The sequence below is a fragment of the Neorhizobium galegae genome (genome assembly GCF_017877135.1).
In the GTDB taxonomy this organism is placed as follows: Bacteria; Pseudomonadota; Alphaproteobacteria; order Rhizobiales; family Rhizobiaceae; genus Neorhizobium; species Neorhizobium galegae_A.
On sequence record NZ_JAGIPH010000012.1, the window covers coordinates 19,646 to 33,610 of the forward strand.

Here is a 13,965-nt window from a genome sequence, read left to right on the forward strand (position 1 = left end):
TGCGCCGTCATCTCGGTCATGAACTTGATGATATCACGTTCCCAAAACCGGACCTAACTTCGAAAAAAAGCATCATATTTTCTGCGCGCCATCAAACAAACATCGGCATATGCGTTGGTTGCCGAGAAAATGCGACGTCAAAAACTTTAGAGCGCGTCAGCGCTTTCATCTGTGAAGCCTTCGCCTTTATTCAATCTCACGTTGCTCCGATTGGCAAACGGCGCCCAACCGCCCAGCGCCGGTAGTCGGCCGGCGTCATGCCGGTCAACTGGATAAAGGCGCGCCGAAACGCTGTCTCATCGCCATACCCGCACTGCTGCGCCACCTGTTTCACGCTCGCTCCTGGCGTTTCGAGGAGCACGCAGGCCATCTCGATCCTGACTCGCGTCATGAAGCCCTTTGGCGACTCGCTGGTAAGTTCCTTCAGCCGCCGGTGCAGTGTCCGCTCGCTGAGATTCAGCGCGCTGGCGAGCGCTTCCGCCGTCATCCCCGGACTTGCATGACGGATGATCTCTTCCGCCTGCAGCAGCAAAGGGTCGGCTGCGTTGACGTAACCGCGCGGCGCATAGATCATCTGCGGCATCGGCAGCGTGTCGGCGACCGATACATCAGCCGCGAGTTTGGCTGTCTCTGGCCCGGCAGTGCGCTTGATGACGTGCAGCGCCAGGTCGATCCATGATAACGGACCCCCTGTGGTAATCACGCGATCCTGCTCCTCAACTGCCGTTCCCCACACCGGTCGCGCCTTTGGGAAACGCCGCTTGAAAGCGTGATGCAGCCACCACGTCGTGGTGCAGCGTCGACCATCAAGAAGCCCGGCTTCGCCGACGATGAATGTTCCAGCGCAGGCCCCGCCGATGAGGGCGCCCTGCTTATGCCTGGTCAAAAGCCATTCCGCTGCCTTCTCGATCGAATCGGACAGCGGTGGAAGACGATCGGGCCCCAATGCCATACCGGCGACGAGCGCGATATCGCATGGACCGAGTTCGTCGAACGAACAGTCGACAGGAATACGGCGGCCTTGTGCGGCATGAGGCGGCACCCCGTCAGCGCTGACGATCGTCGTCTTGAAATAATGCTGGGTCTCCGCGGGTAACCCTGCTGCTGTCCCCTCGGGCGGCGCCCGGAGTGCCTGGTTGGTGATCCAGAACAGATCCGTCAATCCAGCAATCGCCGAAAGAAGGCTTCCCTCGACGGCGATCACCGCGACATTAACGGTGCGAGTTGGCATATCGATTGGCGAGTTTTGCATGAAGGATGTCCAGTTTGCCATCTGAAGGACGCGGCAGCGGAGAGGTATACTCGCCTCAACAATGCATCAAGGCGCTCACAGATGAAAACATCAACGCATAAGACCACCGGCCTCCCGCGGATAGCAGCAATTGCGATGACGTCGTCGGGTTTCACCGGCAGTATCCTCGCCTCGCTCGGCCTGGCATTTTCGCTGTCGACGAGCGAAGCCAAGACCGCCCCGGCAAGTCACGCCATCGGCACGATCGTGCTCGTCCACGGCGCCTTTGCCGATGGATCCAGTTGGGCGCCAGTCATCAAACGGCTTCAGGCCCGCGGCTATCGCGTCGCGGCCGTGCAGAACCCGCTGACCTCGCTCGCCGATGATGTCGCTGCGACCAATCGCGTATTGCGCCGCCAGACCGGCGATGTGCTGCTTGTGGGCCATTCCTGGGCGGGCGCTGTCATCACCGAGGCTGGCAACGCCGCAAACGTAAAAGGCCTCGTCTACCTCTCGGCCCTGGTGCCGGATAGTGGCGAGTCGGTCAGCGATCTTCTGAACCGCCTGAACGCGCCGATGGCAGGGCTTACTGCGGATGCGGACGGGCTGATCTGGCTGGATGACGCGAAGGCGTATCGCAACGTCATGGCGGCTGATGTCTCAGAGGACAAGGCGGCTGAACTGGCGGCGCTCCAGCAGCCCATCGCAGCAGCGACCTTCGCCGGCAAAATCAGCCATGCCGCTTGGCATGATAAACCGAGTTGGTACCTGCAGACAGAGAACGATAACGCGCTTGGACCTCAGGTTCAGCTAGCCATCGCTCACCAGATAGGCGCGAGCGTCACATCCCTATTCGCCAGCCACATGTCCCTCGTCTCCCATCCTGATGCGGTTGCCGATCTGATCGATCAGGCTGCTCGGGAGGCAGGACAATGAGCCGCGGAACTGAGAACACATACGTCAACGATAGCGAGAAAGACATGAAGATCCTTCACATCGACTCCAGCATTCTGGGAGCCAGCTCCATCACACGAGATCTCACCGCGACGATCATCGACGCAATGCGTACCCGCAATGCAAACGTCGAAATTGAATATCTCGATCTTGTTGAAGATCCGATCAGCCATATGGACGGAGCAGTGGCCGCCGGCTTCCGTCCCAATGTTAAGACAGAATTCGATGCCGCGGCGCTTCACGAAAAGGAGATTTCGGATCGTCTGGTCGCGCAGTTCCTCGCCAGTGACGTGATCATCATCGGTGCGCCGATGTATAACTTCTCTGTCCCGACCCAACTGAAGGCCTGGCTGGACCGGATCGCTCAGCCCGGCAAGACCTTCAAATACACCGAGACCGGGCCGATCGGTCTTGCAGGTGGCAAGCGTGTGATCATCGCGTCTGCCCGGGGCGGCTTCTACCTCGAAGGTCCTTTGGCCCAGTTGGATTTTCAGGAAAGCTACCTGAAGGCTTTCCTCGGTTTCCTAGGCATTCAAGACGTTCGCTTTGTTCGCGCTGAAGGCTCATCGCGCGGGGAAGAAATCCGTCAGAAGGGCATCGCCTCTGCCAAAGCCGCCATCGCCTCCGCGCTCGCCTCTGCCTGAACGATCCAAGGAACAAGCATCATGCTGTACGCCATCAAGCTCACATACATCCGTCCCATCGAAGATATTCAAGCTCAGCTCGATCCGCACAAGGGCTGGCTCGCCCGTTACACCAAGGCGGGAACGATCCTGTTTGCCGGTCCATTGGAGGGCGGAAAGGCAGGATTCATTCTGGCGTTCGCCGAGACGATCGCGACGATCGAAGCAATGATCGCCGAAGATCCATTCGACTTGCTGAAGCTCGCGAGATTTGAGATCTCGGAATGCAATCCTGTGGTCCGGAATGAAGCTTTCTCGGCCCAATGGGCACCCGAGGCAAAGGCTTTCTAGCATTGTTCCGCGGCAAAAGAACAGCTTCCTGGCCGGACGGTCAGGAGGCTTTTGAGCCCCTTTGCGCAAATCCGTTAAAGAGGGCAGTTCCCCTGCTATTCTGGATCTCGATTGGCTTCGATCAGCATCTTCGCGCTAACTTCAGCTTTTTCTCCTGTCTCTTGGGCCGTCAGATTGTCCTCTACACAACGAGGAAGGGGAAAAGGCAAGGGATGTCCGCTTCGCTGACTCCTACGATCCAGGCTTAACACGACAGCGACTTCGGGTTGTTGAGTTCTGGAGACCGTCATTTCGCTTACAGTGCCCTTGCGGAAAACAATTCCGCTTCTGCGCGCCCTTTCGCGCGGCTACCTAAGGTTTGATCGTTCCCTCCCAGCGAAAGTCGATCAGGGGCATCATACTGCGCACCTTCGGGTGCCCCTAACCGACATTGGCGTCGATCCATGCGCGCGTCTGCTCAAGAACCTCGTTCGACAATTCAGGATCATCGATGGACCTGGCTAGGATGACCGCTCCGACCATGGCCGCCCAGCTTCCGATCGCTGCACGGCGGGCGTCCGCTGAGCCCTGATCTGGAAGCGCATGCTCAATGCGTGCGATCTGGGTGCGCAGTCCCTCGGCCATGGCAGCTTTGGCTGCAGGCGTCTGGTGGCGAATGGCCGCGGCGAGTCCGGCAGTCGGGCATCCACTGCCGGGATTGTCCCGGTGGCGGGGCGCCAAATAGGAGCGGACGAAGCCGCTGAACTCGCCGTCCCCAAAACTGTCGGCCGCAAGCGCATGCGCCAGCGTCTGCGCGACGAGATCGTCTTTCGATGTGAAGTGGCCATAGAAGCCGCCATGGGTCATGCCGGCGGCCTTCATGACCTCAGCGACGCTGACCGCATCGAACCCCTTATCCTTAAACAAGCGGCTTGCGACGTCCAGGATCCGGCGACGGTTCTCCGCCATCTGTTCTCGGCTGACTTTCATTCTCAAAATTCTCCGCGCTGGCCATTGACATTTACATGATGACAATCATATTTAAATTCAATCATGATGATGATCATGAATATAGGATCAACCTTAGAAAAGAGCAATCCAGATGAGTCAGTTTCCTGCAGTCCTGATCACCGGCGCCTCCACGGGCATTGGCGCAACCTATGCCGATCGCTTTGCGCGTCGGGGCCATGATCTTGTGCTGGTCGCTCGAGACGTGGTGCGCATGGAGGCGCTTGCGAACCGTCTGCGCGAGGAAACCGGCGTCGCCATCGACATCCTCCCGGCCGATCTCACCAAGGCTGAGGATTTGGCCAAGGTCGAGGCCAGGCTGCGCGAGGATGTCCGCATCGGCATTCTCGTCAACAATGCCGGAACGGCGATCGGCAAAAGCTTTGTCGAGCAGAGCGTCGACGACATGACCCGGCTTGTTGCGCTGAATGCCACCGCACTCGTCAGGCTTTCCAGCGCTATTGCGCCCCGTCTTGCCAATACAGGCGAAGGCGCGATCATCAACATCGGTTCGGTCGTTGGGCTTGCTCCGGAATTCGGCATGACCGTGTATGGCGCGACTAAGGCCTTTGTGCTGTTCCTGTCGCAGGGGCTTGCGCATGAACTCGGGCCCAAGGGCGTCTACATCCAGGCTGTCCTTCCTGCCACGACCCGCACCGAGATCTGGGATCACGTCGGAGCCGACGTGAACGCCATGAGCAATGTCATGGAAGTGGGCGATCTGGTCGATGCCGCTCTCGTCGGCTTCGACCGCCGCGAACCAGTGACCATCCCGCCGCTGCACGACGGCAGCCAGTGGGACGCGCTTGATGGCGCGCGCAAGTCCATGCTCGGCAATCTCGTCAATGCACTTCCCGCTGAACGCTATCGCACAACTGCGTGAGCTTTCCGACATCGATGAAACCACGCCAATAAATAGAAGTTTCGCAGGTATATTATGACCAAGACCAAGCTTTTCGAGCCCTACACTCTCGGCTCTGTCACTCTTTCCAACCGGGCCGTCATGGCGCCCCTCACGCGCAATCGCGCGGGTGCGGGCCTTGTCCCGAGCGAACTTGCTGCGGAATATTATGCCCAGCGCGCGAGCGCCGGACTTATCATCACCGAAGCCACACAGGTGTCTAGGCAGGCACAGGGCTACCAGGATACGCCAGGGCTCTACACACCGGAGCAAGTCGCAGGCTGGAAGAGGGTGACAGACGCGGTTCATGCCAAGGGCGGACGGATATTCGTTCAGCTCTGGCATGTTGGTCGCATCAGCCATGTCGATCTACTTGGCGGTGATGCACCGGTCGCACCCTCAGCGATCCGTGCGGCAACCAAGACGTTTGTGAACAACGGTTTCGCTGATGTGTCCGAGCCGCGTGCCCTTGAGCTTGATGAGCTTCCGGGCATCGTCGACGACTTCCGCAAGGCTGCCGCCAATGCCATCAAAGCTGGTTTCGATGGTGTCGAGGTTCATGGCGCCAACGGCTATCTGCTCGAACAGTTTGCCAAGGATGGCGCCAATATCCGCACGGACGCCTATGGCGGCTCTGTCGAAAATCGCGCCCGCCTGATGCTCGAAGTCACTGCTGCGGTGGCGCAGGAAATCGGGCCGGAGCGCACCGGTATCCGGATTTCGCCGGTCTCGCCTGCCAATGGAATTTCCAGCAGCGATCCCCAAACGCAGTACGACTATATCGTCGACCAGCTTGATGCGCTCGGAATCGCCTATATCCATGTCGTCGAAGGTGCCACCGGCGGACCGCGCGATGTCGCTCCGTTTGATTATGGCTCGCTGCGCAAGCGGTTTAGCAAGACGTATATCGCCAACAACGGCTATGATCTCAAACTCGCGACGTCGCATATAGCCGAGGGCAAGGCGGATCTCATCGCTTTCGGTCGTCCGTTCATCGCCAATCCCGATCTGGTAGAACGTCTGCAACTCGGTGCATCTCTGAACCAGATTGATCCTGCCACGATCTATGGCGGCGGCGCTGCGGGTTATACCGACTATCCGCGCTTGAGCGAAACAACATCCGGCAATTGAGCCATCACGGGGCCGCGCCTCGGTGCGGCCCCATCATGCCGATCACCATCACTCCCTGACAATTCCCAAGGCTGCGCGGACGGATGTCGCAAGCCAAATCGAGAACACAGTTATGGCGACCTTCGCATCAACAGGACAGAAGACTGCATTCGTGACCGGTGCCTCAAGCGGCATCGGCAAAGCGGCGGCATTGGCGCTCAGCCGGACGGGTTACCGGGTGATCGGCACGAGCCGCAAGGCGGCACCCGGCGAGGTCCGCGACGGCATCCGCATGATCGCCTGCGACGTGACATCGGACGATTCCGTGGCTGCGGCCGTGGCGCTTGCCCATGCCGAACTCGGTCGCATTGACCTCCTCGTTAACAATGCGGGCTATGCGATCTCCGGCGCGGCGGAGGAAAGCTCAATCGAGCAGGTTCGGGCACTGTTCGACACCAATTTCCTCGGCGTCGTTCGGGTCACGAACGAGGTCCTGCCGATCATGCGCCAGCAGGGCAAGGGACGAATCCTGAACATCGGTTCGGTCGTGGGTCTCATTCCCGGCCCCTTCGGTGCCCACTATACGGCGAGCAAGCACGCGATCGAGGGCTATTCCGAATCCCTCGACCATGAGGTGCGACCGTTCGGCATCCGTGTCGCGGTGATCGAGCCATGGGCGACAAAGACATCTATCGAAGCCAATTCCCCGCAGGGTGATCGTCCGGTTGCGGTCTATCGCGAGACATTTGCCCGGTATCAGGCCGCTTTTGCCAAAGCCATGGCAGGAGGCGACACGGCAGATGATGTCGCAGCAACCATTGTTGCAGCGGCGCAGGCAAGGAAGCCAAAGCTCCGCTACCCCTCAGGCCAAGATGCTAGACAGACGGCGTTTGCCAGACGGTTCCTGCCACGGGCGTTGTTCGATCGCATTTTGCGCAAGCAGTTCAACATTGCCTGAGATTGTGATGTCATCACCGAAAGCCCTGGCTTTCCTGGCTGCCTGACCCTGAAAACGTTTTACGCCGGAGAGAACCCGTGAAAGCCTTCGTCGTCGACAAATACAAGAAAAAGGCCCCGCTACGGCTGGCCGTTATGCCTGATCCGGTCATCGGCGCCAATGATGTCCTGGTTCGTATTGAGGCAACCGCGATCAACCTTCTGGATTCCAAAGTGCGCGACGGCGAGTTCAAGCTGTTCCTGCCCTATCGCCCGCCCTTCATCCTCGGCCACGATCTGGCCGGAACAGTTATCCGCGTTGGCGCCAATGTGCGACAGTTCAAGGCAGGCGATGAGGTGTTTGCTCGCCCGCGTGACGGCCGGGCCGGTACCTTCGCGGAAATGATTGCGGTCGACGCCACAGACCTCGCGCTGAAGCCGACAAGCCTCTCCATGGAGCAGGCCGCCTCGATCCCGCTGGTCGGACTGACCGCCTGGCAGGCGCTCGTCGAGGTGGGCAAGCTCAAGCCTGGCAAGAAGGTGTTCATTCAGGCAGGTTCTGGCGGTGTCGGCACATTTGCAATCCAGCTTGCCAAACATCTCGGCGCGACAGTTGCTACCACCACCAGTACGGCGAATATCGAGCTTGTGAAAGGCCTCGGCGCAGATGTGGTGATCGACTATAAAAAACAGGACTTCGAGCAGGTACTGTCCGGTTACGACCTGGTGCTAAACAGCCAGGACTCCAAGACGTTGACAAAGTCGGTGAACGTCCTGAAGCCCGGTGGAAAGCTGATCTCGATCTCCGGCCCGCCGGACGTTCCCTTCGCCAGGTCGCTGAAGATGAACCTCTTCTTCCGCTTCATCATGCGCATGCTCAGTCGCAGCATTCTGAAGAAGGCAAAGAGCCGGGGCGTCGACTATTCCTTCTTGTTCATGCGCGCGGACGGACAGCAACTGGGCGAGATCGCCAAACTGATCGACGCCGGCGTGATCCGTCCGGTCGTGGACAAGGTATTTCCTTTCGCGCAGACGGCGGAAGCCTTGGCCTATGTCGAAACCGGGCGCGCCAAGGGGAAGGTTGTCGTCGCCGTTTCGCAACAGTCGCCAGTTCAGTTATAGTCTGCTTCATTCAAAGCATAATGTCCGCTTCCGTTGCTGAAAGGACCCGAGCGGACTGTCTCCTCACGGCCTCTTTCCGGACGCCCTAAATGAACCAGATGCATGATCTAGCTAGTTTTTCTGGCGGCATCCATCCGACGTAATGGAGGGTCGCTGGTTCGAATCCCATTAAGAGCTTAAAAACTGCCGGCCGCTTTAGATTGCAGTTTGCCTGAGGTGATTGATGATTTCGACCCGTGACAATCTCGCTCATTGTCGGTTACAACAATACAGCTATTGGACTGGCAATGGCCGCGACAATCGTTACGAATGCACTTCATGGGCGGCCCGTCGCTTTTCCTTGTGCCAATTAACTCGCCCCAGATGAGCGCTGTCTTCTCGTCGAACGAAAGTATGCAGCCCGCGAAGAGTGCGCGTGGCCCCCCATTACCAGCAAACCAGGCTTCGAGAGCGACACGCTTCTTGCCCGCCGGCTTCTCCAGAATTCCTCGGTGTATTTCAGCGATGGTGAGCGATGCGACGAATAAGTCAGCGTCAGCTTGCTCGGCCATCCACGTTGATAGTGACGCTGACGGTTCGGGCTTTGTGATAATTTGCTAAGAATATCCGCCCTTCACCGCGGTCTCGACCTCGGCATGACCGATATCGACACCGCCGAGATGTATGGCTACGCCGAAGACGTGGTAGGCGAGGCGATCGCCCGCCGCAGGGTTGAGGTTTTCCTCGTCTCCAAGGTCGTGCCGAGCAACGCCTCGCGCGCGGGCACGGTAGCGGCCCGCGAGCAGTCGCTTACGCGCCTGCGCACTGATCGGATCGACTGTTATCCCCTGCACTGGCGCGGGCCGCGCCCGCTCGAGGAGACGTTCGCCGCGTTTAAGCATCTCCGCGAGCAAGGCAAGATCCTGTCGTGGGGGTGAGCAATTTCGACGTGCCCGACCTTGATGCGGCTTGGAAAGCAGGTGGTCAGGGGCGGATCACTTGCAACCAGGTTCTGTATAATCTTGAGGAGCGCGCGATCGAGCACGCCGTGCTGCCTTGTGTGATGCGCACGGTGTAGCCACAGTTGCCCATAGCCCATAGCCCATAGCCCATAGCCCATAGCCCATTCGGCCATGGCAGCTTCCCGGATGCGCATTCGCCGGGCGGCCGCGTAGTGGCGGAGATTGCCGCAAACCACGGAGCGCCCGCGCGACAGATGGCGCTTCGACTCTTGGCGTGTCACCCATCCCTATTCGCCATCCCAAAAGCTTCGGCCCCCTGTACGCCGCCGAGAATGCGGGTTCCGGCTCGCTCCGACTGACGGATGACGAACACATGCGGATCGATTCGGCCTTTCCGCTCGGCCAGAAGCCGCAGAGGCTACCGATGCTCTAAGCCGGAGGCGTCTTCGTTTCGATCGGTGGAAAACATTCTGATGCTCGATGACTTAAATACAAGGTCGCAGTCGGGGGAGGGCACATCCCATCAAGAGCGATGGATTGGGCGATCTGGCGATCGTGATGCTGAGTTGGAAGTAGGCGTTGTTGATGGGTTCATACGAGATGCTCCGCGAGTAAGTGGTACCAGTCTTTTTCGCATCGACTTTGCCAGTCGCAATTTTCCTCTTGCACCTCTAGTAGCTAGAGGTCGCAGAACTCTCACATCGATAGTGAGGATTCCGAGATGAGCGATTTGCGGCAGACGAGATTTCGTGTCGGGGGCATGGACTGCGCGTCCTGCGCCACCAAGATTGATACGGCCGTAAGGCGCATGCCTGGCGTCGCCGACGTGTCCGTTTCAGTTACTGCCGGAACGATGACGGTCAGGCACGACGACACCAGCGATCTCAACGCAATCTCGCAGAAGCTGTCCGGTTTCGGATACGAAGCGACACCTATACCGACAAAGTCCAAGCCGGCCGTCGCGGAACCCATCCATGTGCACGGTCCGGAACGCTCGCACGACTATCAACATGCCGACTCCCACGATCACTCGGATCATGATCACGACCTTCCCGGCCATGACCATGATCACACTGACCATAACCATGGAACCGACCAGCGCGTACCGTCACATGACACCGCGTCCGGGACCCTGCAGGCCCGCTTCCGGATCGGTGGAATGGACTGTGCGTCCTGCGCCGCAAAGATCGACACCGCTGTCAGGCGCATTGACGATATCGAGGACGTCTCCGTATCGGTCACCTCCGGGACGATGACGGTGAAGCATCGCCAGTCCGCGGACATGAAAGCTGTCGAGAAGCAGGTCCTCGGTCTCGGCTATTGGATTGTCCCTACCCTCAAGAAGGTGCAGTCGCCAGATCAGAGCGGCTCCCACGTCGGACACGACCACGGGCGAGCCTCCGAAGCTTCCGAGGTCGAGGGACTGCACGGCCACGACCACGGTCCGTTCGAAGGTCCATGGTGGCGGAGCAAGAAAGGCCGCCTGACCATCACGGCGGGCGCTGCGCTGGTTCTCGCCTACGGGATCGGCAATCTGTTCCCGGCCCTCGAGACCTATGCCTTTATCGTCGCAATGCTCGTCGGACTCGCTCCGATCGTACGCCGCGCTTTCATGGCGGCTCGTGCGGGAACCCCGTTCTCCATTGAGATGCTGATGACGATCGCCGCAGTCGGCGCATTGATCATCAACGCTACCGAAGAGGCAGCAACGGTGGTCTTTCTGTTCCTGGTGGGCGAGCTGCTCGAAGGCGTGGCCGCAGGTAAGGCGCGAGACAGCATCAAGTCCCTGACGGCGCTTGTGCCGAAGACGGCGCTGCTGGAAGAGGACAGAAAGACCCGCGAAGTGCCGGCCGAGGCCCTTGCGGTCGGATCCATCATCCTGGTTCGCCCCGGCGACCGTATCTCTGCCGATGGCGTCATCGTTGCAGGTGAGAGCTCGATAGATGAGGCTCCCGTCACGGGGGAGAGTGTGCCGGTCCGCAAGGTCATCGACGACAACGTCTTCGCAGGCACCGTCAACGGCGATGCGGCACTCCGTGTGAGGGTCACGGCCGCTGCCGCCGACAACACCATCGCCCGCGTCGTGCGGCTGGTGGAGGAGGCCCAGGAGTCAAAGGCTCCGACCGAACGCTTCATCGACCGTTTCTCACGCTATTACACGCCAGGCGTCGTTGTGGTGGCAGCACTGGTCGCCGTCCTGCCGCCTATGCTTTGGGGCGGCATCTGGAGCGAGTGGGTCTACAAGGGCCTTGCAGTCCTTTTGATCGGCTGCCCATGCGCTCTGGTTATCTCGACACCGGCCGCGATCGCCGCATCGCTGTCGTCGGGCGCGCGCCGCGGCTTGCTGCTGAAGGGTGGCGCCGTTCTCGAGGGGCTTGGAAAGCTCACCGCCATCGCCTTCGACAAGACAGGGACGCTCACCGAGGGCAAGCCCAAGGTGACCGACGTGGTACCGTTCGGCCGCAAGGTTGATGAGGTGCTCCGCTATGCCGCTGCCGTCGAGATGGGATCCAGCCATCCGCTTGCCGTCGCGATCCTCAGCAAGGCCAGCGAGGACGGGATCGATGCACCACCCGCCACCGATGCGAAGGCGCTTGGCGGCAAGGGGGTGACCGCAGTGATCGATGGGGTCGAGGTCTTCCTCGGCTCGCCTAAGGCCGCCGCGGTGCGCGTTACGATGCCGATGGCGCATTCGAAGACGATCACGGCTCTCAATGACGAAGGAAAGACAGTTTCCGTCCTTGTGATCGGCGACGTTCTCGCGGGTGCCATTGCGATGCGCGATGAACCGCGTACGGACGCCGTCGCTGGCCTCAAGGCGCTGACCGACGCGGGCATTAAGACCGTCATGCTGACTGGCGACAACAAACGGACCGCCACCGCCATCGGAGCACAGCTCGGCATCGAGGTCCGTGCCGAACTGATGCCTGAAGACAAGCAGCAGATCATTGGCGAGCTGAAAAAGGAAGGCTATGTCGTCGGCAAGATCGGCGACGGCATCAACGATGCGCCTGCACTGGCCGCCGCCGACGTCGGGATCGCAATGGGCGGTGGAACGGACGTGGCCCTTGAGACGGCTGATGCCGCGGTCCTGCACGGCAAGGTCGGGGATGTCGCCCTCATGATCGACCTCTCGAAGCGGACCATGCGCAACATCTTCCAGAACATCACCATCGCGCTGGGACTGAAAGCGGTCTTCCTCGTGACCACGGTCCTCGGCATCACGGGCCTGTGGCCCGCTATCCTTGCCGACACCGGGGCAACAGTGCTCGTGACGATGAACGCTCTGCGCCTGCTGCGTCCGATCCGAGGGGCTTGATGCTCAGAAAGGTCGTCTTCGGAGGCACGTTCGTTCTGGTCGCCAAATCGATCGTGTTCAGCTGTGCCAGGTGTCCTGGCGGTGTGGAGTCCCTTGGAGCTTTTCCAATCCGGGGAACGCGGCGTCGGGAAACGTCGTGCTGAACGAGCGGATCGACATTTTCCTCCACGATAAGGGTGGACGGATCACGCTGCCCGTCATGGGGACAGTGACCGTCGAGAACGGCACGATCACTGTCTGGCGTGATGATTTCGATCCGGCAGACTTCGACCGGCAGTTGAACCAGATCGGGAAGTAGTCGGATCACGGCCTCTGAAAAGAGGCCGCATTTCAGTCAAACTCGGACAGCAACACCAACAGATGCTTGGATGTCCGCTATCGCCTTTCCGCCCCCAGCATCGGACAGTCGGCTTCCGCTCCATCGCGGAAATGATTTCCGCTAGGCGCCTTCATCTCGGTCATTGAAGGTGGTTGGTTGGATATCCGAAAGCAGTCGGTCCGCTGCCCCGTCAGCAAAGCGCCGCGAGCCCGCGTCGATATATCGTTGTGCGCTGGCTTTGAGCTGACGTGAACATGGCTCTAGAGCGGCAATTATTCCGAATCCACGCTAGCGCAGGAGTTTGGATCACGACGACAGATTTCGTCGATTGCTATCGCCGCCGCTCAGGTCAAAGACATGCCACAGCAAGCCATCCCTTCGTTCAAGGCAGCCATTGAGAAGACTTTATTCATGGCGGAGAGCGACCCGCGGCGCTGACCACATGACGACGGCGTCTCGGGTCACGCCCTGTGGATGTTTTCGATGGGCCCTTGCAAGTTCTGATAAGCGATCCCATATCTAAGTGAGTGGCAGCCATTGAACGGGCACTGCCACTTTCTGGGCGGCACGCACCCTGGCCCCAATTAAGGAGGACATCATGTCTTCCGACCTTCATCAGCCTATCGGCAGCATCGACATCAGCATCATCAGAAGCGCGCTCCGGCGTTCCGGGTTTCGCCATGAGGAACCACTCTGCGAGCTGGACCGCGGCGCGGCGCGCCATGCGCTCACGATGTATCAAAATGGCGCCCGCAGATCCGTCGAGTTGAGCCCTGCCGTCAACGTTTGGGCGGATGAAGCCGTCATTGCGCGGCCTAAGAACAGCGGTCAGGTCACAAGCCTGTGACCCTTTCTTTCCCCAATCCGACCCGTGCGTATGACGAGACACGCGGTCTCATTCGTTTCATTGGGCATGATGGCCTGAATCAGGTCTTGTTTCTATTGCCTGTCGCGCTCTTTGAACGGGAGGGGTCGACCACTACCCGCAAGCAACGCGACTATCTCTTGGCATTCGATCGCCTGCGGGACCGCATCCTGACGACGGCGAGGCAGGCCTATCAGTCTCGGCGACGACAGACGATTGAACTCGATCTCAGGGCATTCGGGTCGTCTCTCCAGTCGGCGACGTGACGATGGCAGTCGGTGCACTGAGCGAACTCGCAAGAGGAAT

At 59.7% G+C, this 13,965-nt stretch carries 13 protein-coding genes and 2 pseudogenes; 12 read left to right on the forward strand and 3 right to left on the reverse strand.

Features of this window, described 5'->3' with window-relative positions:
- Nucleotides 1–196 precede the first annotated feature (196 nt).
- Nucleotides 197–1,252: a GlxA family transcriptional regulator gene (locus J2858_RS22880; RefSeq protein WP_210107192.1), complete on the reverse strand. Its 1,056-nt coding sequence runs from the start codon at nt 1,250–1,252 to the stop codon at nt 197–199.
- An 81-nt stretch (nt 1,253–1,333) separates the two neighbouring features.
- On the opposite strand from J2858_RS22880, the gene J2858_RS22885 reads away from it, so the two are divergent.
- From J2858_RS22885 to J2858_RS22895, 3 genes are read left to right on the forward strand one after another with little or no spacing between them, the layout of a single operon-like run.
- On the forward strand, nt 1,334–2,167 hold the full coding sequence (locus J2858_RS22885; RefSeq protein ID WP_210107193.1) for an alpha/beta fold hydrolase: 834 nt from the start codon (nt 1,334–1,336) through the stop codon (nt 2,165–2,167).
- Nucleotides 2,168–2,211: 44 nt separating this feature from the next.
- Nucleotides 2,212–2,829, forward strand: a complete 618-nt coding sequence (locus tag J2858_RS22890) for an FMN-dependent NADH-azoreductase (RefSeq protein WP_210107231.1) — start codon at nt 2,212–2,214, stop codon at nt 2,827–2,829.
- Between the two features lie 21 nt (nt 2,830–2,850).
- A complete protein-coding gene (locus J2858_RS22895; RefSeq protein WP_210107194.1) occupies nt 2,851–3,159 on the forward strand; it encodes a YciI family protein in 309 nt (102 codons plus the stop codon).
- A gap of 420 nt (nt 3,160–3,579) precedes the next feature.
- Here J2858_RS22895 and J2858_RS22900 read toward each other — a convergent pair whose 3' ends face one another.
- Nucleotides 3,580–4,128: a TetR/AcrR family transcriptional regulator gene (locus J2858_RS22900; protein ID WP_210107195.1), complete on the reverse strand. Its 549-nt coding sequence runs from the start codon at nt 4,126–4,128 to the stop codon at nt 3,580–3,582.
- Between the two features lie 112 nt (nt 4,129–4,240).
- Between J2858_RS22900 and J2858_RS22905 the strand changes: the two genes are divergently transcribed.
- The 4 genes from J2858_RS22905 to J2858_RS22920 all read left to right on the forward strand — a co-directional run bounded on the left by J2858_RS22905 (nt 4,241) and on the right by J2858_RS22920 (nt 8,215).
- A complete protein-coding gene (locus J2858_RS22905) occupies nt 4,241–5,029 on the forward strand; it encodes an SDR family NAD(P)-dependent oxidoreductase (RefSeq protein ID WP_210107196.1) in 789 nt (262 codons plus the stop codon).
- A gap of 54 nt (nt 5,030–5,083) precedes the next feature.
- Nucleotides 5,084–6,178 (forward strand): alkene reductase, encoded by a 1,095-nt coding sequence (locus J2858_RS22910; protein WP_210107197.1) that lies wholly within the window; start codon nt 5,084–5,086, stop codon nt 6,176–6,178.
- 112 nt (nt 6,179–6,290) lie between these two features.
- Complete coding sequence (locus J2858_RS22915) at nt 6,291–7,115, forward strand: oxidoreductase (protein WP_210107198.1); 825 nt, start codon at nt 6,291–6,293, stop codon at nt 7,113–7,115.
- Nucleotides 7,116–7,192: 77 nt separating this feature from the next.
- Nucleotides 7,193–8,215 (forward strand): NADP-dependent oxidoreductase, encoded by a 1,023-nt coding sequence (locus tag J2858_RS22920; protein WP_210107199.1) that lies wholly within the window; start codon nt 7,193–7,195, stop codon nt 8,213–8,215.
- 349 nt (nt 8,216–8,564) lie between these two features.
- On the opposite strand, the pseudogene J2858_RS24375 reads toward J2858_RS22920, so the two are convergent.
- Nucleotides 8,565–8,808 (reverse strand): annotated as a pseudogene (locus J2858_RS24375) (VapC toxin family PIN domain ribonuclease); the annotation flags it as partial.
- On the opposite strand from J2858_RS24375, the pseudogene J2858_RS22925 reads away from it, so the two are divergent.
- From J2858_RS22925 to J2858_RS22945, 5 genes and pseudogenes are all read left to right on the forward strand, one after another.
- Nucleotides 8,803–9,589, forward strand: a pseudogene (locus J2858_RS22925) (aldo/keto reductase); the annotation flags it as partial. The pseudogenes J2858_RS24375 and J2858_RS22925 overlap by 6 nt on opposite strands.
- 288 nt (nt 9,590–9,877) lie before the next feature.
- A complete protein-coding gene (locus tag J2858_RS22930) occupies nt 9,878–12,475 on the forward strand; it encodes a heavy metal translocating P-type ATPase (RefSeq protein WP_210107200.1) in 2,598 nt (865 codons plus the stop codon).
- Between the two features lie 70 nt (nt 12,476–12,545).
- Nucleotides 12,546–12,773 (forward strand): limonene-1,2-epoxide hydrolase family protein, encoded by a 228-nt coding sequence (locus J2858_RS24195; RefSeq protein ID WP_348635523.1) that lies wholly within the window; start codon nt 12,546–12,548, stop codon nt 12,771–12,773.
- 619 nt (nt 12,774–13,392) lie between these two features.
- Nucleotides 13,393–13,641 (forward strand): hypothetical protein, encoded by a 249-nt coding sequence (locus J2858_RS22940; protein WP_210107201.1) that lies wholly within the window; start codon nt 13,393–13,395, stop codon nt 13,639–13,641.
- On the forward strand, nt 13,638–13,925 hold the full coding sequence (locus J2858_RS22945; RefSeq protein WP_210107202.1) for a DUF1488 family protein: 288 nt from the start codon (nt 13,638–13,640) through the stop codon (nt 13,923–13,925). The genes J2858_RS22940 and J2858_RS22945 overlap by 4 nt, the downstream gene beginning before the upstream one ends.
- Nucleotides 13,926–13,965: the final 40 nt, after the last annotated feature.

Coding starts and splice junctions, on each gene's coding strand:
- J2858_RS22880 (WP_210107192.1), bottom strand. CDS start 1,252: ATGCAAAACTCGCCAATCGATATGCCAACTCGCACCGTTAATGTCGCG.
- J2858_RS22885 (WP_210107193.1), top strand. CDS start 1,334: ATGAAAACATCAACGCATAAGACCACCGGCCTCCCGCGGATAGCAGCA.
- J2858_RS22890 (WP_210107231.1), top strand. CDS start 2,212: ATGAAGATCCTTCACATCGACTCCAGCATTCTGGGAGCCAGCTCCATC.
- J2858_RS22895 (WP_210107194.1), top strand. CDS start 2,851: ATGCTGTACGCCATCAAGCTCACATACATCCGTCCCATCGAAGATATT.
- J2858_RS22900 (WP_210107195.1), bottom strand. CDS start 4,128: ATGAAAGTCAGCCGAGAACAGATGGCGGAGAACCGTCGCCGGATCCTG.
- J2858_RS22905 (WP_210107196.1), top strand. CDS start 4,241: ATGAGTCAGTTTCCTGCAGTCCTGATCACCGGCGCCTCCACGGGCATT.
- J2858_RS22910 (WP_210107197.1), top strand. CDS start 5,084: ATGACCAAGACCAAGCTTTTCGAGCCCTACACTCTCGGCTCTGTCACT.
- J2858_RS22915 (WP_210107198.1), top strand. CDS start 6,291: ATGGCGACCTTCGCATCAACAGGACAGAAGACTGCATTCGTGACCGGT.
- J2858_RS22930 (WP_210107200.1), top strand. CDS start 9,878: ATGAGCGATTTGCGGCAGACGAGATTTCGTGTCGGGGGCATGGACTGC.
- J2858_RS22940 (WP_210107201.1), top strand. CDS start 13,393: ATGTCTTCCGACCTTCATCAGCCTATCGGCAGCATCGACATCAGCATC.